General features: G+C 41.6%; 17 protein-coding genes. 2 read left to right on the plus strand and 15 right to left on the minus strand.

What is annotated here, in order from left to right; genetic code table 11:
- Positions 1 to 1,659 carry a DUF4270 domain-containing protein gene (locus HMPREF9010_RS04365; RefSeq protein WP_008650886.1) on the minus strand — a complete coding sequence of 553 codons (1,659 nt, stop codon included), beginning with the start codon at positions 1,657 to 1,659 and terminating at the stop codon, positions 1 to 3.
- 21 nt (positions 1,660 to 1,680) lie between these two features.
- Positions 1,681 to 2,514 (minus strand): glycogen/starch synthase, encoded by an 834-nt coding sequence (locus HMPREF9010_RS04360; protein WP_008650887.1) that lies wholly within the window; start codon positions 2,512 to 2,514, stop codon positions 1,681 to 1,683.
- A 142-nt stretch (positions 2,515 to 2,656) separates the two neighbouring features.
- Between HMPREF9010_RS04360 and panC the strand changes: the two genes are divergently transcribed.
- Both panC and panD read left to right on the plus strand, forming a co-directional pair.
- Positions 2,657 to 3,502: a pantoate--beta-alanine ligase gene (gene panC, locus HMPREF9010_RS04355; RefSeq protein ID WP_004309009.1), complete on the plus strand. Its 846-nt coding sequence runs from the start codon at positions 2,657 to 2,659 to the stop codon at positions 3,500 to 3,502.
- Positions 3,503 to 3,520: 18 nt separating this feature from the next.
- Complete coding sequence (gene panD / locus HMPREF9010_RS04350; RefSeq protein ID WP_004301789.1) at positions 3,521 to 3,874, plus strand: aspartate 1-decarboxylase; 354 nt, start codon at positions 3,521 to 3,523, stop codon at positions 3,872 to 3,874.
- A 144-nt stretch (positions 3,875 to 4,018) separates the two neighbouring features.
- Here the strand turns inward: panD and HMPREF9010_RS04345 are convergent, their stop codons facing one another.
- The 13 genes from HMPREF9010_RS04345 to miaA form a co-directional block, all read right to left on the minus strand.
- Positions 4,019 to 6,319 carry a bifunctional dihydroorotate dehydrogenase B NAD binding subunit/NADPH-dependent glutamate synthase gene (locus HMPREF9010_RS04345; protein ID WP_008650888.1) on the minus strand — a complete coding sequence of 767 codons (2,301 nt, stop codon included), beginning with the start codon at positions 6,317 to 6,319 and terminating at the stop codon, positions 4,019 to 4,021.
- Between the two features lie 158 nt (positions 6,320 to 6,477).
- Positions 6,478 to 7,752 carry a serine--tRNA ligase gene (gene serS / locus HMPREF9010_RS04340; protein ID WP_004301791.1) on the minus strand — a complete coding sequence of 425 codons (1,275 nt, stop codon included), beginning with the start codon at positions 7,750 to 7,752 and terminating at the stop codon, positions 6,478 to 6,480.
- Positions 7,753 to 8,021: 269 nt separating this feature from the next.
- A complete protein-coding gene (gene rpmA / locus HMPREF9010_RS04335; RefSeq protein ID WP_004301792.1) occupies positions 8,022 to 8,285 on the minus strand; it encodes a 50S ribosomal protein L27 in 264 nt (87 codons plus the stop codon).
- 21 nt (positions 8,286 to 8,306) lie between these two features.
- Positions 8,307 to 8,624: a 50S ribosomal protein L21 gene (rplU, locus tag HMPREF9010_RS04330; protein WP_004316691.1), complete on the minus strand. Its 318-nt coding sequence runs from the start codon at positions 8,622 to 8,624 to the stop codon at positions 8,307 to 8,309.
- 194 nt (positions 8,625 to 8,818) lie between these two features.
- The gene (locus HMPREF9010_RS04325) at positions 8,819 to 9,457 is read right to left on the minus strand and encodes an HAD-IA family hydrolase (RefSeq protein ID WP_008650889.1); all 639 of its coding nucleotides are present in this window, start codon (positions 9,455 to 9,457) and stop codon (positions 8,819 to 8,821) included.
- A gap of 38 nt (positions 9,458 to 9,495) precedes the next feature.
- On the minus strand, positions 9,496 to 10,380 hold the full coding sequence (locus HMPREF9010_RS04320; RefSeq protein ID WP_008650890.1) for a TraB/GumN family protein: 885 nt from the start codon (positions 10,378 to 10,380) through the stop codon (positions 9,496 to 9,498).
- Positions 10,381 to 10,406: 26 nt separating this feature from the next.
- On the minus strand, positions 10,407 to 11,030 hold the full coding sequence (locus HMPREF9010_RS0124725; protein WP_008650891.1) for a C40 family peptidase: 624 nt from the start codon (positions 11,028 to 11,030) through the stop codon (positions 10,407 to 10,409).
- Between the two features lie 25 nt (positions 11,031 to 11,055).
- The gene (locus HMPREF9010_RS04315; RefSeq protein ID WP_004301798.1) at positions 11,056 to 11,763 is read right to left on the minus strand and encodes an ABC transporter ATP-binding protein; all 708 of its coding nucleotides are present in this window, start codon (positions 11,761 to 11,763) and stop codon (positions 11,056 to 11,058) included.
- Positions 11,764 to 11,801: 38 nt separating this feature from the next.
- Complete coding sequence (locus HMPREF9010_RS04310; RefSeq protein WP_004304601.1) at positions 11,802 to 13,295, minus strand: DUF5687 family protein; 1,494 nt, start codon at positions 13,293 to 13,295, stop codon at positions 11,802 to 11,804.
- A 23-nt stretch (positions 13,296 to 13,318) separates the two neighbouring features.
- A complete protein-coding gene (locus HMPREF9010_RS04305; RefSeq protein ID WP_008650893.1) occupies positions 13,319 to 16,156 on the minus strand; it encodes a M16 family metallopeptidase in 2,838 nt (945 codons plus the stop codon).
- Between the two features lie 81 nt (positions 16,157 to 16,237).
- On the minus strand, positions 16,238 to 17,038 hold the full coding sequence (gene kdsA, locus HMPREF9010_RS04300) for a 3-deoxy-8-phosphooctulonate synthase (protein ID WP_008650894.1): 801 nt from the start codon (positions 17,036 to 17,038) through the stop codon (positions 16,238 to 16,240).
- A gap of 75 nt (positions 17,039 to 17,113) precedes the next feature.
- Positions 17,114 to 18,040, minus strand: coding sequence for a diacylglycerol/lipid kinase family protein (locus HMPREF9010_RS04295; protein ID WP_004301802.1), 927 nt, complete (start codon positions 18,038 to 18,040; stop codon positions 17,114 to 17,116).
- Between the two features lie 58 nt (positions 18,041 to 18,098).
- Positions 18,099 to 19,019, minus strand: coding sequence for a tRNA (adenosine(37)-N6)-dimethylallyltransferase MiaA (miaA, locus tag HMPREF9010_RS04290; RefSeq protein ID WP_008650896.1), 921 nt, complete (start codon positions 19,017 to 19,019; stop codon positions 18,099 to 18,101).
- Positions 19,020 to 19,662 lie beyond the last annotated feature (643 nt).

A 19,662-nucleotide genomic window follows, 5' to 3' on the forward strand; every position in this document is an offset into this window, starting at 1 on the left:
CTATGGTTTTGTAAAACTGGTATAAACAACTTCCAAGTTTAGTGCTCCACCCTCTTCTCCTCCTTTTAATTTTACATATCCGGGTCGCAGATCATGTTGGATACCAATAATATTGCTGGAAGTACCATAATAATTATTGTTATTTGAAGAGTCGTAAGTTACCAGAACCGGAATTAATACAACTTTATCCCATTCTGTAGCTTTCTCCCATTCTGTGATATCATTAGTTGATTTAACTTCATCAATTCCAGTTTCTGTATCATACACTGTATACTCAACCTTACCTTTTTCCCTTATATCTCTATCTGCAGTTTTTCTGTCGTTTACACACGCATTGATAAGACCAGTGATATTGTTGAAAGTATATTGGTTGGTACTGGTGGAATGAGAAGTTAGGAAAGAAGAAACTCCATCATTTAGCAGGTTTTTTGCAAAGAATCTGTCTTTATCTTTTTTCCGTATCAGCATTACGTTAGATGGTGCAGACATTCCAAAGTTGTTATTATTGCTTGCTTGATTATAATTGGAGAATGTCAATTTTACAGCATTTAATGTATCTCCTGATAATTCTTCATTGATCTTACTAATAGGCAGAACGGCTTCTGTGAAAATTCCGGCAGGAGTTTTTAGGTATGTACAAGTCTTATCATTCTCAATTAGTTCATCAATTTTGCTATCATTATCGAGTCGATTAGCTTGAATGACTTCACGTGTAGAGTTAAAGACACGATAGGCATAATAGGTTGAGTCTTTTCCGTCGTGTGTTAAATGTGGCGTTCCTTTTATACTATCAATAGCATAACATTTATATACAACATTCATTTGAACCTGATCGACATATAATACTGTTCCGTCTCCAAAATCGCTCCTTACATATAGTCCCTTGAATGCTTCAAAGAATTCTTTATTATCAAATTTAGCACCTTTATCTTGAGCTTTTCTGAATTCTCTTAATATGTTTCCTCCTACTCTTTCAGCAATAGGCTTCTCAAAAGTAAGATGTACACTTGGAACATAAGTGTCTAAGTTACGAATAGAGTCTTTAACAGAGAGGTCAACAGCTGTATATGCTTTACTTCCTAAAATATCACTCTCTTTATAAAACTCATCTGGGTTAATGTCAGTATAGTAATAATCTTTATTTTCCGCTTTTTCTAATTCTTTGTCTAACTCATAGATACTTAGACGACAGGCCGTTAATGAATCTCCAAAATAACTATTGTACCATAAATAAAGTTCGATAGTATGGATATTGCCTATGACTTCGCTACTTTCATCATTTGGGTCCTTATGAATCAATACGATATCATCAGAAGCTTTTTCTACCATTGTATTGGTAATCTTCTTATTATTACCGAAAGCAGTATTGTTATACAATCCAGGAAAAGTCAATCCTTCCGGACAATTCAGTGTAGACAAGAATCCCGCCTGATAAGTACCGAATTGACTATCTGTGAATTTACCTACATATCCAATATTTGTTTTAGCATAAATTCGTCCGGCAGCCACAGAACTTGTTGTTACAGGATATGTTTTTAATTGTCCATTGATATTTTGGTCGCTTCCCGGAAACATTCCCAATCCCAGTCCGGCAGTGTTGTCATCACAACCCCAAAAGGTGATTGCCAGTAAAGCTATTAAGGCGTATTTTGCTTTCATGATCGTCGTATCTTGATTTTTTTATTCTTCTTCGTTTGCAGTAGCATCCCATACCTGATCGTAGAACTCGTTGCAGGCATCTGCATAGTTTTCCGGGTTTTGGTAGTCAAGTACCAATTTGCCAGATTGGCGGGCATATTCAATAATAGACTCGTCTACCTTTTCGCTGTTTTGTATTACTCCGTCCGAATAGTCAACAGCGAGTTTGCAAAGAGCGGCGTAGTCTACCGGTTCCTTCAAATCACCTAAATCTTTCTTAGTAATACCTTTCAGCATCAGTTTTGTTGCGAAATCGTCGCTAAGCGTACTCTTGAAATCATCTTCATAAACAGAGAATACCACTTTAGCGTCGCGAAAAGAAGGTTCGTCTTTATAGGCTTTCTTAATATAAAGAGGAGCTAAAGCTGTCATCCAGCCATGACAGTGAATGACATCAGGACACCAGCGAAGTTTTTTCACTGTTTCCAATACACCGCGTGCATAGAAAACGGCACGGCTATCGTTATCATCATATTCTATACCATTTTCATCCGTTGTCTGCATACGATTCTGGAAATAATCATCGTTATCGATGAAATATACCTGCATGCGTGCGGATTGGATAGAAGCAACTTTTATAATCAAGGGGTGGTCAGTATCGTCGATAATCAGGTTCATACCAGAGAGGCGGATCACTTCGTGCAGTTGATTTCTGCGCTCATTGATATTTCCCCATTTAGGCATAAAGGTTCTGATTTCACGGCCTTTTTCTTGTATCGCCTGTGGAAGGTTTCTACCTATATTGGCCATTTCGGATTCTGAAACGTAAGGTGTAATCTCTTGAGTAATAAATAAAACTTTATTCGCCTTTGTCATAATAACAATAGTTCACTATAATATTCTGCAAAGATACGAAAAAAAAGACACATTAAATAAGATATTCTTTCTTTATGTGGCAAATATTAGTTTATTTTGCAGAGTTTTTGCAAACGAGTAAAACATAAACCAATTGACGAAAATGAAAGTAGTGCACACTATCAAGGACTTACAGGCAGAATTGGCTGTCCTAAGAGCCCAAGGTAAAAAGGTGGGACTGGTTCCTACAATGGGTGCTTTACATGCGGGACATGCATCTCTGGTAAAGCGCAGCGTAAGTGAGAATGGTGTAACTGTTGTGAGTGTTTTTGTGAATCCCACACAGTTTAACGATAAAAACGACTTGGAGAAATATCCGCGTACATTGGATGCAGATTGCCGTTTGTTGGAAGAATGCGGGGCGGATTTCGCTTTTGCTCCTTCAGTTAGCGAAATGTATCCGGAACCGGATACCCGTCAATTTAGCTATGCACCATTGGATACGGTGATGGAAGGTGCTTTCCGTCCGGGACATTTTAACGGTGTTTGCCAAATTGTTAGCAAGCTGTTTGATGCTGTACAGCCGGATCGTGCATATTTCGGAGAGAAAGACTTCCAGCAGTTAGCAATTATTCGTGAGATGGTTCGACAATTGAAATATAACCTTGAAATTGTAGGTTGTTCAATTGTACGTGAGGAAGACGGACTGGCATTGAGTAGCCGGAACAAACGTTTATCTGCAGAAGAACGTGAAAATGCTTTAAATATTTCTCGCACCTTATTTAAAAGTCGTAACTTTGCAGCCACTCATACAGTGAGCGAGACGCAAAAGATGGTTGAAGATGCGATTGAAGCCGCTCCGGGTTTGCGTATGGAGTATTTTGAGATCGTAGACGGAAACACATTGCAGAAAATTAGTAATTGGGAAGATACTTCCTACGCAGTAGGATGCATCACAGTGTTCTGTGGAGAAGTCCGGCTGATCGATAACATTAAATATAAAGAATAACTAAAAAGACGAAACCTTATGATGATTGAAGTGTTGAAGTCGAAAATTCATTGTGCACGTGTCACGGAGGCAAATCTGAACTACATGGGTAGTATCACGATTGATGAAGACCTGTTGGATGCTGCAAACATGATTCCGGGAGAGAAAGTGTATATCGCTGATAATAACAACGGTGAACGCTTTGAAACCTACATTATCAAAGGTGAACGCGGTTCGGGCAAAATTTGTCTGAATGGTGCTGCTGCCCGCAAGGTGCAACCCGATGATATTGTGATAATCATGTCCTATGCATTGATGGATTTTGAGGAAGCCAAGTCGTTTAAACCGGCTGTAATTTTCCCTGATCCTGCGACGAATAAAGTGGTAAAGTAGAAAGTATCTTTGATATTTGAAATGAGAAAAGCCCCGTTTACAGTTCATAAACGAGGCTTTTCTTATTCTACTTTTTATGCCGGGGGTGATCGATGTTCTACCCACGTGTGAGTTGGTTTTAGCCCGGGTGTTAATAAGCGGCAGTTAGTTGCCGGCGTTTGTTTTCAATTGCTCATGCATAGCAGCGGCAGCTTTACGACCATCACCCATCGCCAGAATTACAGTAGCTCCACCGCGAACGATGTCGCCACCTGCGTAAATCATCGGGATAGAAGATTCCATGTTGTCATTTACTGCGATAGTTCCTTTCCGTCCTAATTCCAGTCCTTTGATAGAGCTTGGAACAATCGGGTTAGGAGATACCCCAACGCTGACAATGGCCAGATCTATGTCAATTGTTTCTGTTGCTCCCGGGATGGCTACAGGACTACGACGTCCGGAAGCATCCGGTTCGCCTAATTCCATCTTTTGCAGAATAACTTGTTTTACGCAACCTTGTTCATCAGCAATATATTCGATAGGATTATGCAGAGTGAGGAATTCAACCCCTTCTTCTTTGGCGTGTTTTACTTCTTCGATACGTGCAGGCATTTCTTCTTCCGAGCGACGATAGATAATAATAGCACGTTCAGCGCCAAGACGTTTTGCCGTACGGACAGAGTCCATAGCTGTGTTGCCACCACCGATTACTGCCACATTCTTACCGAATGCTACCGGAGTGTCCGAATCTTCGCTGGCGGCATCCATCAAATTGACACGGGTGAGGTATTCATTTGAAGACATGATATTGATAGAGTTCTCTCCCGGGATATTCATAAAGTTTGGCAGTCCGGCACCGGAAGCCACGAATATTCCTTTGAAACCTTCCGCTTTCAAGTCTTCTACACCGATAGTTTTTCCTACAATACAGTCTTTGATGAAGTTAACGCCCATCTTACCGAGATTGTCGATTTCTACGTCTACAATCTTGTTTGGCAAACGGAATTCGGGGATACCGTATTTCAATACACCGCCAATTTCATGCAGCGCTTCAAATACAGTTACATCATATCCATATTTAGCCATATCTCCGGCAAATGCCAATCCTGCAGGTCCTGAACCGATAACAGCTATTTTGATGCCGTTTTTCTCTGCAATGACAGGTACGGAGATTTGTCCGTTTTCACGTTCGTAATCAGCTGCAAAACGTTCCAAATAACCGATAGCTACCGGCTTTTCATTCATTTTCAGATGAATACATTTTGATTCGCACTGTTTTTCTTGCGGACACACACGACCGCAAACTGCAGGGAGCGCACTTGTTTCTTTCAATGTTTTAGCAGCTTCGAGGAACTCACCGCGTTCGATATTCTTAATGAAGCGGGGAATATCAATACCTACCGGACAGCCTTCCATACATCCAGGATTAGCACAGTCGAGACAGCGTTTGGCTTCTGTAACAGCCTGTTCTGCTGTTAATCCTTGATTAACTTCCTCTTTACGGCTGTGTGAACGGTATTCAGCATCGAGTTCATTCATCTCTACACGAGGAATAGCCGTACGTTCTTTTGGCTTCATGGATTTGCGTAACTCCTGTCTCCAAGTAGCATTACGACTTTTTTCATCGATTTCTTTGGTTGCTTCACATTCCGATTCCAGCTTATGCATTTCTTCGCGTTCGATATTCTTGAACGCACCCATACGTTTCAGCATTTCGTCGAAATTCACTTGGTGACCGTCGAATTCCGGACCATCTACACAAACGAATTTAGTCTTTCCTCCTACAGTGATACGGCAAGCACCGCACATACCTGTTCCGTCCACCATGATAGTGTTTAGCGAAACATCTGTCGGAATTTCATATTTTTTAGTCAGCAAGCAAACGAATTTCATCATGATGGCAGGGCCAATAGCGAAACATTTGTCTACTTTCTCACGTTTGATAACTTCTTCTACACCTTCTGTCACCAGACCTTTCCGGCCGTAAGAACCGTCATCCGTCATGATAATTACTTCGTCAGAGCTTTCACGCATTTCTTTTTCCAAGATGATGAGATCTTTATTGCGTCCAGCCAATACAGTGATAACACGGTTACCGGCAGCCTTCAAAGCCTGTACGATAGGAAGCATCGGAGCCACACCTACACCACCACCAGCGCAGATTACTGTTCCGAATTTTTCTATATGGGTAGCTTGTCCGAGTGGGCCTACTACGTCAGTGATAGATTCGCCTTCATTCAGCTCGCAGAGACGGGTAGAAGAAAGCCCGACTTCCTGCACTACCAGAGTAATGGTACCCTTTTTCAGGTCGGAACCTGCGATAGTCAATGGCATACGTTCTCCTTTTTCGCCTACACGTACGATGACGAAGTGTCCGGCCTTACGAGATTTAGCAATTAAAGGAGCTTCAATTTCAAATTTGAATACTTTTTCAGAAAAGCGTTCCTTGCTAATGATTTTGTTCATTATCTAATTAATTTGTTGTTTTTATTACGTAACTGCTATCAGAATGATATAAATTTTGGCAAAGATACAGCTTATTTGCGAAATATAAAAGAAAAGCCACTCTTTTGATGAGTGGCTCTCTATATAAGGGTGCTTTTATTAGTCTGTCAGATCAAGTCTTAGTCTATCATGTCGAAGCCGCAGTACGGAACCAACGCTTTCGGAATTCTAATGCCTTCCGGAGTCTGGTTGTTTTCGAGTAGGGCAGCAACGATACGTGGCAGTGCTAATGCTGAACCGTTCAGTGTGTGGCAGAGTTCGGTTTTCTTTTCTGCATTACGGTAACGGCATTTCAGACGATTGGCCTGATAGGTATCGAAATTGGATACGGAACTTACTTCCAACCAGCGTTTCTGTGCCTCTGAATATACTTCGAAGTCGAAACAAAGGGCAGCAGTGAAACTCATATCACCACCACAGAGGCGGAGGATACGATATGGAAGTTCCAGTTTTTGCAACAGACCTTCTACGTGGTCTAGCATTTCCTGATGAGATTGTTTGGAGTGTTCCGGTTTGTCAATGCGAACCAATTCTACTTTGGAGAATTCGTGCAGACGATTCAGTCCGCGCACATCTTTACCATAGGAACCAGCTTCACGACGGAAACATTGTGTATAGGCGCAATTCATTATTGGCAACTGTTTTTCTTCCAAAATTACATCACGGTAGATGTTGGTTACAGGCACTTCTGCTGTCGGAATCAGATATAAATCATCTACTTCGCAATGATACATTTGTCCTTCTTTGTCAGGAAGCTGTCCTGTGCCATAGCCGGAAGCTGCGTTAACTACTGTCGGTGGCATGATTTCAGTATATCCGGATTTGCGTGCTTCGTCCAGGAAGAAGTTGATAAGAGCGCGTTGAAGTTGTGCGCCTTTACCTTTATATACAGGGAAACCTGCACCTGTGATTTTTACACCCAGGTCGAAGTCTATTAAATCATATTTCTTAGCCAGTTCCCAGTGGGGGAGTGCATCTTTAGGAAGTTCAGTTTCCATACCTCCCATTTTTTCCACTACGTTATCTTCAGCGCCTACACCTTCGGGTACGCTGTCGTAAGGAATGTTGGGGATGGTGTAAAGTACATTCTGCATATCTGTTGCAGCCTGTGTCATAGCGGCGTCTAATTCTTTGTTACCTTCTTTTAGTTCGGCAACGCGTGCGCGTGCAGTCTCAGCTTCCTCTTTCTTGCCTTCTTTCATCAGTTGACCGATGGTGCGTGAAAGCGAGTTAACCTCTGCCAGATTCTTATCTAATTCATTTTGTGTGCTACGTCTCTTGTCGTTAAGAGCGATCACTTGATCGATCGTTTCCTTTGCATTTTTGAAATGCTTCTTTTCCAGTCCGCGGAGTACCGCCTCTGTGTTTTCTGTAATTTGTTTAATGGTAAGCATATCTATACTTTTTATGAACTTTCTTATTTAAGGCTACAAAGATAAAGAAAAAACGAATAATCAAGCAAATATATGTGTTATATATAATATATATGATGTGTCTATGATATATATAATACATGTATTGAGCTGTATAATAAACATATATGCAGTGAATGATACATACATGTCTCTTTTAGAGTGATATATAAAACTCTGGTTGTTAAAAAGAAAGGAGATGTAATCCAATGGATTACATCTCCTTCTCTTAAATATTTTCAGTTGTGCAATTATGCCTCAGTAGCAGGAACAACAGAAACATATCTTCTGTCTTCTTTGCCAACTTTGAAGCTAACTGTACCATCTACTAAAGCGAAAAGAGTGTGGTCTTTACCCATTCCGATGTTTTCACCCGGGTGGAATTCAGTACCTCTTTGACGAACGATGATGTTACCTGCTTTGCAAGCTTCGCCACCAAATATCTTAACGCCTAATCTTTTACTTTGTGATTCGCGGCCGTTCTTAGAACTACCGACACCTTTCTTATGTGCCATTTCTTCTTACTTTTTAATTGATTAAGCTACTACTTCTGTAATTGTTAATTCAGTGAACTGTTGACGGTGACCGTTCAGTTTTCTGTGTCCTTTTCTTCTTTTCTTGTGGAAAACAAGAACTTTGTCGCCTTTAACCAAGTTTGAAACAACCTGGCAAACAACTTTAGCGCCTTCTACGGTAGGAGCACCTACTGTTACGTTTCCGTCTTTGTCTACCAAAAGAACTTTTTCAAATTCTACTGTTGAACCGTTTTCTGCACCTTCGATGTGGTGAACGAACAACTTTTGACCAGCTTCTGCTTTAAATTGCTGACCGTTAATCTCTACAATTGCGTACATCTTATATATAAATGTATAAGTTAGCTCCGGCGGGTGGTCTTTAATCACTTAAAGAACTCTTTATCGAACCCGTTGCGGAATAATCGGGCACAAAAGTACTATTTTTATTCGTTCCCGACAAATATTTCTTTTATTTTTTATAGGAGATAAAATGATTACGGCAAATAAATGAGCATTTTAGCTCTCATTGTAGCCTATTGGACTAATTCTCCTAAATTCTGCATAATGATTTTGTGTGGATAAACACGAAGTTCCTCTGCCGTTGTCATTCCGTTCAGCACACCTGCAAAATCGACTCCTGCATTCTGCGCTGTTTCGGCATCTACGGTGCTATCTCCAATATACAATGTCTCTTCGGGGCTACTTCCCAGATGTTCCAATGCAAATTTAACTCCTTCCGGCGAAGGTTTCGGTGCTTTTACATCTTCTCCTCCCACTACTATATCAAGAAAATCCTTAGGCAGATATTCTTCCAGATAACTCAATATCCGGAAACGATACTTGGTAGAGATAATTCCGACGCGGGCACCCCGTTTCTTCAATTCTTTCAGTGTAGACAATGTGTCGGGAAAAAGACGGGTATTTACATTCATGTGTACATCAGCTTCCAGTCTGTACTCCTGCCGGAAGGCCTCCAGCTGTGCCGGGTTGGTAATTCCGGTAAGGATACTGAATGATTCTTCCAATGTTTTGCCGATTGTACGCTTGATAGCTTCATCAGTAACGGTTAAATACTGATGCCGGGTAAGTACAATTCTGAAACACTTAACGATACCACGCGACGAATCGGCTAGTGTGTAGTCGAAATCGAATAAATAGGTTTTGTAGTTCATTGGGGAAAACTTTTCCGCAAAAGTACTAAATACTTTTCTTATTTCACAGCTTCTACTGTGTATCCTTGTCTTTTTAGTAAGTTTAATAATCCTTTTTCTCCGGGGAGGTGCAGGGCGCCTACTGCAACAAAAGTCGGGGCAGCCTTCATGATTGCCGGTAGTTTTTCAGCCCATGCTTTATTACGGTTGTAAATTAGGACATTTTCTTCGCCGGGAAGTGCGTCACATTGATCGCCTTTACGTTCTTCACTGATTTTAAGCATGGTGTTCAGATCTTGGTTCATGTAGGCGTTTGTGAGCCTTTTCAGGTTTTCTACTTCAGTCTCTATATGGTTAAGAGTGCACATTAATAGTTGTGCTTGCCGTTGTAGTGAACTGCCATTGAAAAGCAGGTTGAATTGGAATTCTGCAGTTTCCAGTCCGTCCACCTTTTTTCCGTTTTGGATGGCTTGACTTTGAAAGAATGTGTCGAGTTGCTCTTGCGGGTTGAATTTCTCTATATGTTTTACGTAAGCCATCACCACTACATTATTTAATAAGAAGGCAGGTTTTAGCTTCGGAGCCATATTTAAATCTACCATCAGGTTTTCTTTGCAGAATTTATTAGCAGTCTCAAAGTCTTTCGGAGAAAGGAGAGAGTTTAGCGTGGTATCACTTTCAATCATCATTGCCTTTTGCATCTTTTCCATGGTGGCAGGCGATTGCATTTCCGACATTTTCATCTCTCCATATACTTGTTGAGTTTCATTCATAGCCTTTTTAAGTCCGGCAATGCTATCCATGATGCTGAACGGTGCTAGATGGTGAGTACCTATGATGTAGGAAGGTTGGTTCAGTCCGTTGCCGGACACTTTCCATAAAAGCTGTGCATTGGCGCTGAATGCCACGCAAATAAATAGAACTGCTCCGATGAATGATTTCATAATTTTATATCATTAGAAGTTGATAATTAACGTATCCTGCCGCCGCTTATCCAGTGTTTGGTATAATAGTTCTCGTTCAAGTTGCTGACGATCACTCCTTTACTGGTGCTGGAATGAATAAACTTACCGTTTTTGAGGTAAATGCCTACATGAGTTACTTTATTTTTTGAACGACTGCTGGTGAAGAATACCAAGTCTCCTTCCCGGAGATTCCGTTTGGCGACTTTATTACTTTCTTTTTTTAGATCTTCCGTGTTACGCGGCACTTGGGTGCGGTATACCTTACGGTACACTTGATAAACTAATCCCGAACAGTCGGCTCCTCGTTTCGAATCACCTCCACCACGATAGGGAACCCCTATCCAGTTGGCTGCTTCCAGATAGAGCTTATGGTTATCCTCCATATTAATATCTACCCCCAACAATATAGAAGCTCGCGCCAATGCTTGATAATCCAGCCGGGGTGCGGAAGTGCGGCAGGAACTAAGGCTGGCAATCAGTCCTAATAAAAGGATGAATTGCAGAAAGTATCTTTTCTTTCTATCAGGTTTCTTTATACTAGACTTATGGGTATCAGACTTTTCTGTTATATATCTCATCATAATTAGTTTATGCAATAATTTTAGTAAGGATGGATACTTACCATTCATTATTTTATCATTCCCTATTTACCGTTTACTCTTCTTCTACATTAAAATAATCCTCCAGTTCTTTCTCTGCGGAGTTGTCCTCGTTGATAATATCCCGGATGATGACACCGTGTTCCAATAAAGCAATCCTCGGACATACATCTACGGTATGATTGAGATTGTGACTGGATATGATAACCGTAGCTTGATGCTCCTCATTATATTTCTTGAGCAGATGTTTGATGATAGACTGAGAACTTGGATCGAGAAAGTTGAATGGTTCGTCCAGTATCAGTAATTGCGGGTAATGAAGCATGGCAGAAATAATTCCGATCTTTTGCTTGTTACCTGCGGAGTAGTTACGGATTAGCTTCTTGTGCCCGATCACTTCTCCACTCATAAAACGTTCGAAAGGAATCAGACGTTCGTCCACTTCTTCTTTCTTTAGTCCGTACATCTTTCCGATGAAATAGAAATATTCTTCCGGAGTGAGATAATCAATCAGAAAACCATCGTCAATGAAAGCACCGGTAATGCTTTTCCAGTCTTCGCTTTGGCTGACATCAATATCATTAATAATCACCTTACCATCGTCTGCTTTTAACAGATCCAGCATGATTCGGAAGAGAGTTGTTTTACCGGCACCGTTGTTTCCCACCAATCCGAGCATATCGCCTTGATTGATTTCGTAGTGTTCTATGTCTACGGCAATCTTCTCACCGAAATTCTTTTTAAGTTTGTCAATGATAATCATGATCTTCAATGTTTATATGGTTAATGATTCATGAGCGTTTATTGGCGGCTGTCTCTGAAGCCTTCCATGTTTTCGTATCGCCGTTTCATGAAACGATGATATACATTTTTAATCCATAAAGGAGAAGTCAGGGTAAATCCGAGACCGACAACTAACAGAATAATGTAAGTGATTGTTTCACCTAAAAATGCATTTAATAGACTGTATAAGATGAGAGGCACACCGAAAGCAGCGAAATTAACCACCATCTGTATAGCGCTATTCGTTTGTCGGCTTGCCACTTTCTCGTTTAAGGGGACCGTCTGTTTGTTGTAGACAGCCAGTTGGAAAAAACAGAAATAAATAAAGCCGATGGTATAGAAAAACCAGGCGAAGGCGCCCAGTAAAGTGAGTTTATTCATGATGATGGCGGGAATCATGAGTATGAAAGGTATGATTTCGCCAATGCTGTATGTGTAATATTTGGCTTTCAGTAGACTCATAATTGATTCTTTACGAGACATCAGGCCATCAATGTAATTACCTTCGAATGACATAATCTGTGAAAGGATAATCATTCCGAATACGGCAAAGTTGTATACACAGATGAAAGAAGTCATGAAATTCCCGTCGTAGACACTGGAAAAGCTAAGTGCGACGGAGAAAGCCACCACTACAATTGCGATATTGCGTAATGCACCTTTGCAGCGGCGGTTGCGTAAAAGCATTTTCAGTTCCAGCCTCATATATTCGCCAACTTCCCCGTAGCGTTCGAAGAATTTATATTCGGAGACATGTTTAATCTGACTATCTTCTACTTTTGCCAGCTCTGCATAGATAAGTCCGGACATGATCTTGCGGTTAATCAACCATAAAATGGCAATCACAAGTATGGTGCCGAGAAAATAGAGAATGTTGCCCTGTATGTATCCGTCTCCCAGATCCATGAAGAAATAGAAGAGAGGACTATCTTCGGGAATAAAAAGAAGGCAGCCTATTCCACCGTAGAAAGCGATAGGTAATAGAATCCACCAAATACGTTCGTTGATAAGAGTGCGGCAAAGCAAGTACCAGTAATTATTGGCAATAATCAATAGCAAGATACCGATAAGATAGGTGATGACACCGGGGATACCGAAAAACTTGGTAATAGTGATGAAGGAAAAAGGGACAAACAGAAACAACCAGAACAGGTTGAACAGGCTTAGTCCCGAGCGGATCAGTAAGAAGTCGATGACACGAATTCGTTTAACCGGCAGCAGGAGGTAAGGTTTTACCTCCTGCGTCGGTGTTTTTTGAAACGGAACACGCAACAGAAAGTCCAGTGCCAGGATAAAGATCAGAACCACTGCGTTCATCACATGATATGGTTCCCGGTTAGGAACCATATCAGAAAATCCGAACGCGAACGTCGTACCGAAGAATATCAGGTAACCGGCCCAGAATGCGCCCATGACATAACCGAGTATTTTAGCAACTTTGTTCTTTTCATACATCGGATGCCGTTTGGCGGCAAGCCTTCCATGTTTGCGTAATTCGTTGAATATCATCATTCAGTAGATATACTAGAGAATTTTTATTTGTTTTCTTCCGGCACGGTCATGATGACTTGAATTTCGTTGTTCTGTTTCAGCAATTTGGCGAGGAAGTCTTGCACTTCTTTTGCTGTGATGCTGTTGACCAACTTTTCATAGTCTTTTGTATTATCCACACCCGTGTAGAGGTATTCGTCCATATTATTAAGCCAGTAGCCGTTTTCTTTCTGGGCGTCTTTATACTTCTTCAGCATATATTCTTTGATCTTCTGCATGTGTTCGGCAGACGGACCTTCTTTTGCCATTTTGTGAAGTTGTTCTACAACAACAGCAGACAATTTATCTTTCTTGGCAGGGTCAGTTTGGAATACAATCTGAAGAACAAGTTCCTCTTTCGGGTATTTACCAAGACTTCCGTTGCAGCTTACACCGTATGTACCTCCTTCTTTTTCACGGATTTCAGCAGTGTAAACCAAATCCAGAGCCTGATCTAAGAAGCTAAGCAGGACATTGTTGCGCAAGTCATATTTGCAAGTGCCGCTATAAAGGAACATGATGGTAGCCATCGGAGTTTCCTGTGCCTTTGCAAATACATTTTTGATCTCTCCCTTGCGGATATCCATCTTGTTATCTTTGAAAGTCTCTTTACGATTGATAGATGGCAGACCTCCCAGATATTTAGCGATTAACGGTTTCATTGTAGCCAAGTCTACGTTTCCTACCAGAAAGAAAGTGAAGTCACTTGCATCTTTGTAGCGGTCTTCGTACATTTCAAGAATACGGTCATAGTCGATCTGGTCTACCATGTTTTCTTTCATTCTGATAGCACGTGGATGGTGACCGTATAGTACGCTTGTAATAGTGTCACTGAAAGCAGTCATCGGGTTAGCGTCCGCATTTTGAAGTTCGGCTTTCAAACGGTTCTTGTAAGATTCGAATGCTTCGTTATCCTTACGCGGAGAAGTGAAAGTCAGATAAGTAAGCTGCATCATTGTCTCAAAGTCTTTCGGGGCACAGCTACCGGAAACAGTTTCCGTAGTGTTGCCGATACCCGCACCTACGTTTGCACGTTTGCCAGCCAAAGCTTTACCCAGATCTACTTTGCTGAAATTACCGATTCCACCTACTAGAGCTACTCCGTTTAATTGAGAGATATTGATAATTTCTTCGTTCGGGAATACGCTGGTACCACCGAAGCTTACACCTTTCATTACAATCTGGTCAGCCTTGAAATCAGTTGGTTTCACATATACGGTTACGCCGTTGGAAAGTACCAACTTAGTTGTACCATAGATTTCGCCAGCTTTTTCAGAAACAATCTTACCGCCTTTAATATCTTCAGAGATCAGCGGTTCGTTAGAAACTTTATCTTCATAAGGTTTCAGATCGAATGACTTCATTTGTTTCAATAAAGCAGCAATTTCTTCTTTAGTAGGGTATTTTGCTCCTTCTTTTTCCGGACCGGCCAGCAAAACCACCTGATTGTTGTCAGTGATTAGTTGTTGCATCACCTGATTGACAGCTTCTACAGGGATATTCGGAGCCAGTTTGTTTACCAGTGTATATTCAACTTCAATTCCCGGAATCGGTTCTTTTTCAAGGAAATTGTTAACGTATTCGTTGACGTAAGAACCACTTTTAGTCTTTTCACGTTCGTTGTAAGCAGATTCTACGGCTTGCAAATAGTTGGCGCGTGCGCGTTCATATTCTGAAGCGGTAAATCCGAAGCGGCGTGCACGTTCCGCTTCTTCCAAAACAGTTTTCATTGCTAAATCGATACCGTCTATTTTGCTGCTTGCATCAAGTGCGAGTGCTTCTTTAGTCTTGGCAAGGAAATAGTTTCCATATTCTGCGCTTGCACTAGTGAAAGGAGGATTAGCGGTTTGACGGAGTTCGTTCAAACGGTTGTTCAGCATATTCATAGCCATGCTGACCATATACTGAGTAGCATAATAAGCAATGGTGTTTTTCAAAGAATCCGGTGTAGCGTCTTGTTTGAAGAAGATGTTCACATAAGGATTCTTCACTTCCTTGTCTGTACCGATATAGATAAGCGGTTCCTGATTATCTGCCACTGGATAGTAGATACGTTCGGCCGGGTTTACCGGAGCTTTTACATCTGCAAATACCTTTTTCAGTTTAGCTTCAATTTCATCTACATTGATATCACCTACAATAACGATTCCTTGTAAGTCCGGACGATACCATTTCGCATAATAATCGCGGATATCCTGATAAGGGAAGTTGTTGATAACATCAATACTTCCGATAGGCATACAGTCTGAATATTTAGAATCCGGATACAGAGTCGACTGTGCATCAGTCATGATGCGAAGCATACCACTGTTGCGGCTTCTCCATTCTTCGCGGATAACACCACGCTCTTTGTCAATTTCCTTGTCGGCAAGGTTGATAGCGTTCGACCAGTCGTGAAGGATCAGCAGACAAGAGTCTACCACGTTTATATTTTCAGTTGGTACGTTGCTGATGTTGTACACCGTCTGGTCGACACTGGTATATGCATTCAGGTTCGTGCCGAATTTGATACCTTTTGTTTCACACCAGGGCACGATGCCAAGTCCGGTTTCATCACCTGGGAAGTGCTTTGTTCCGTTGAAAGCCATGTGCTCCAGAAAGTGTGCCAGACCACGTTGTTGTGGTTCCTCAAGAATGGAACCTACTTTCTGGGCGATGTAGAATTCAACTCGTTTTTCGGGAAGGGCGTTGTGGCGAATGTAATAGGTAAGCCCGTTGTCTAGTTTACCGATACGAACATTCTTGTCCACAGGTAACTCTTGCATGGGTTGTGCAAGTGCGAGCTGGAAATTGCAGCATATAAAAAGGACTGCAATAAATAATCCACGTAATAAATGTTTCATGTTCTATTTAGTTTAAATAAATATTTCTGTGTTATTTGTCGTTGTGCTTGGTTGTAAATCACAAATAGACAGGGAAAAGAGTTATTTTATAGCTTCCCGTATCCTGACTAGCTTAGTTAACAGTCCTTCCAGAAGGTCTAACTTTAACATATTGGCACCATCGCTTTTGGCTACGGCAGGGTTTTCATGTGTTTCGATGAATATTCCGTCGGCACCTACGGCGATACCTGCTTTGGCGACAGTCTCTATCAACTGCGGCATTCCTCCTGTTACCCCACTGGTTTGGTTGGGTTGCTGCAAGGAGTGAGTGACATCCAGAATCACCGGATAGCCAAATGACTGCATTTCGGGGATACCACGGTAGTCTACAACAAGATCTTGATAGCCGAAAGTTGTTCCACGTTCGGTAAGCATCACATTCTTGTTTCCGGCTTCCACCACTTTGTCGGCAGCAAACTGCATTGCCTGCGGTGAAAGGAACTGTCCTTTCTTGATGTTAATCGTTTTTCCGGTTTTGGCTGCGGCAACCAACAAGTCGGTCTGGCGACAAAGAAAAGCCGGGATTTGAAGTATGTCCACGTATTCGGCTGCCATTGCAGCTTCATCTGCGGTATGGATATCGGTTACGGTGGGGACTCCGAAAGTCTCATGTACCTTTCTCAATACTTTGAGTGCTTTCTCATCGCCAATGCCGGTAAACGAATCCAGACGTGAGCGGTTTGCCTTACGGTAAGAACCTTTGAATACATAAGGTATTTGCAGTGCTTCGGTGATCTTTACTACTCGTTCGGCAATGCGCATTGCCATTTCTTCACCTTCTATCACACACGGACCGGCCAACAGGAAAAAGTTGCCGGTGGGGTTGTTCTTAAGTTCTATCATTTTATTATTTACCAATTACAAATTATCAATTAGATTGTGAGTATATGTCTCTCTCCTTGGGGGGAGTGATCCTGATTAGTTGGGGATGATAAGCGTTGTCTTTTCCGGGAGCACGCCTACTTCTAAAGGAAAATGTTTAGGCAACAAACGCCCGTCCAAATCCACCGCTGCATTCTGTGCCCGGAGTACCTTTACTTTTCTCGTCCGGTAGCTTTTCACCACTTTGTGATTCAGGATTCTTCCCTGAATCAGCATCCATAGTCCGGAAATAATTTGCAGGAATTCCGGGCGGTAGATTACAGATACATCCAGCCATCCGTTGTATGGAACGGCACTGGGAGTTTGTCCCCATCCCCAGGCACTGCCTATACATACGGTCATGATGCGTCCACGGATATGTTCATCATTGATGCGGAGATGCATTCTGTAGAGCTTCCGTTCGAAAATGAGGGAGAACAGGGCAGCAACGTATGAAAGGAACTTCACCCCCCAGAAACGTTTGGTCTGATCGGTGATTTTAACGATTCGTGCTCCCAGTCCGATATTAACGGCATTGAGGAAATAGCGACGCTGGTGTTCGTTTCCGTCGTAGAAGTTGCAGTAGCCTACATCTATTTTCTTCAACCGATGATTGATGATACAGTCGACAGCCGGCTTGTATTCGGTGCTAAGTCCCCAATATTTGGCGAAGTCATTTCCGATACCGTTCGGAATCATGCCGAGGGCGATGTTCTCTTTGTCTTCGGCATCGGATAGCATAATGCCATTGATGGCATCGTTCAATGCCCCATCACCTCCCACAATGACAATCGTGCGATAACCATTGTTGGCCAAAATTTTAGCGAGACGCTCTACCGAACCGAAACCTTCGGATTGTACATAGTCATAGTCTACACCTTTACTGTCCATGTACTCCTTAATTTCTTTCCAGCGCTTCTTTACCTTTCGGGTACCAGCTTTTGGGTTGTAAATCACTCCCCATTTCTTCGGTTCTACACTCATATTTGTTTATCTATCCTATTGTGTATTAAAAATCGCACTATAATAACTGCCAAAGATACTAATTCCCTTGCAGTTTCTCTTTTACAAAAGCTATCTTTTCTTCCATCGGCAGCTCTGCATTCATCCAATGGATCGTAAATCCTCTTCTTTCCATGCCGCGGAACCAGGTCATTTGTCGCTTGGCAAACTGATGGATGGCTATCTCCAAACCGTTGAACATTTCTGCATAAGTCAGTTTGCCTATGACGTATAATGTCAGGTATTTGTATTCCAGTCCATAGTAGATGAGATCGTCCGGTGCAATTCCCTGTTCGATCAATCGTCTTACCTCGTCCACCATTCCTTCATCCAATCGTTGTTTCAATCGGCGGGTGATCTTTTCACGGCGCAGTTCCCGGTCAATGTCCACTCCGATGATGAGACTGTTCAGTTCCGGAAATTCCCTTTCGGGAACCGGATGGGCTGCATAATACTCTTCAATTTCTATCGCCCGTATCGCCCGTTTCATGGTATCCACATCGGTGGAGTTATGCAAAGCCTTGTATTGACTTATCATTTCCGTCAACTCTTCCAGCGAATGATTTGCCAAACGGTTACGCAATTCCGGATTTTCCGGTACGGGCATCAGTTTATATCCTTTCAACACGGATTCCAGATACATACCTGTCCCTCCACATAAAACGGGAAGATAGCCTTTTTGTTTGATGCTTTCGTAAGAATTCAAGAAATCACGTTGATATTCAAACACATTGTATTTATATCCGGGGTCTGCAATGTCAATCAGATGATAGGGGATTGTACGTCCGTTTACGGTATAGTCGGCCAAATCTTTTCCTGTACCGAGATCCATTCTTCTATATATCTGACGGGAATCGGCACTGATAATTTCTGTGTTGAGTTCATAGGCCAAGGCAGCGGCAAAGGGAGTTTTACCCGAGGCTGTAGGTCCGAGTATGGCGATTAAATCATAGTCCGGCATAGCTTCATTCTTTTATATCTGCAAAATTACGAAATATTTTTAACCTGTTTGGTATTCAATCGCTTTTTTATCAAGATTAATAAGGGGATAGGGAAGGTTAATTTGCATTTTAACCTCTAATTGGTGGTATTCAATCTAATAATAATGAAGTGTATGAGAATACCGCCATCTGATATTATCTACTATAATATTTGTGTTGTTTTTATTGTCAATCTGTCAGGGTAGTGGCTAATCTTTTGATTTTTAGTGGAATATGGCTGATGATAGGAGCTGACAATAGGCTGACAATAAAGGTCTTGTTTTTTATTGTCAGCTTTGTTTTTGCTGATTAAATAGTATAGCTATTTGATAAACAGTTGTTTATCTCCTTTTTTATCATGATGCTATTTTTGTGATAACTTCTGTATATCTGTATGTTTTTACGTTATATTACCACTAAGGTTGTGTTGAAAAATCAGGTGTGATAACTCTAGTATGCTGATAGAATAACACGGAGATACGGGTAAAGTAGCTTAAAGATACTGGCATTGTTCAGCTAGAGTGCCTTTATTGTTCAGCTAAAGTACCGCTCTTGTTAGTTCTCCACGGCCGTGGTGAATGAATGATATCGGTAGCTTAACAGATGTATACCTGCTTGATAGAA

Source organism: Bacteroides sp. 3_1_23 (genome assembly GCF_000162555.1).
In the GTDB taxonomy this organism is placed as follows: Bacteria; Bacteroidota; Bacteroidia; order Bacteroidales; family Bacteroidaceae; genus Bacteroides; species Bacteroides ovatus.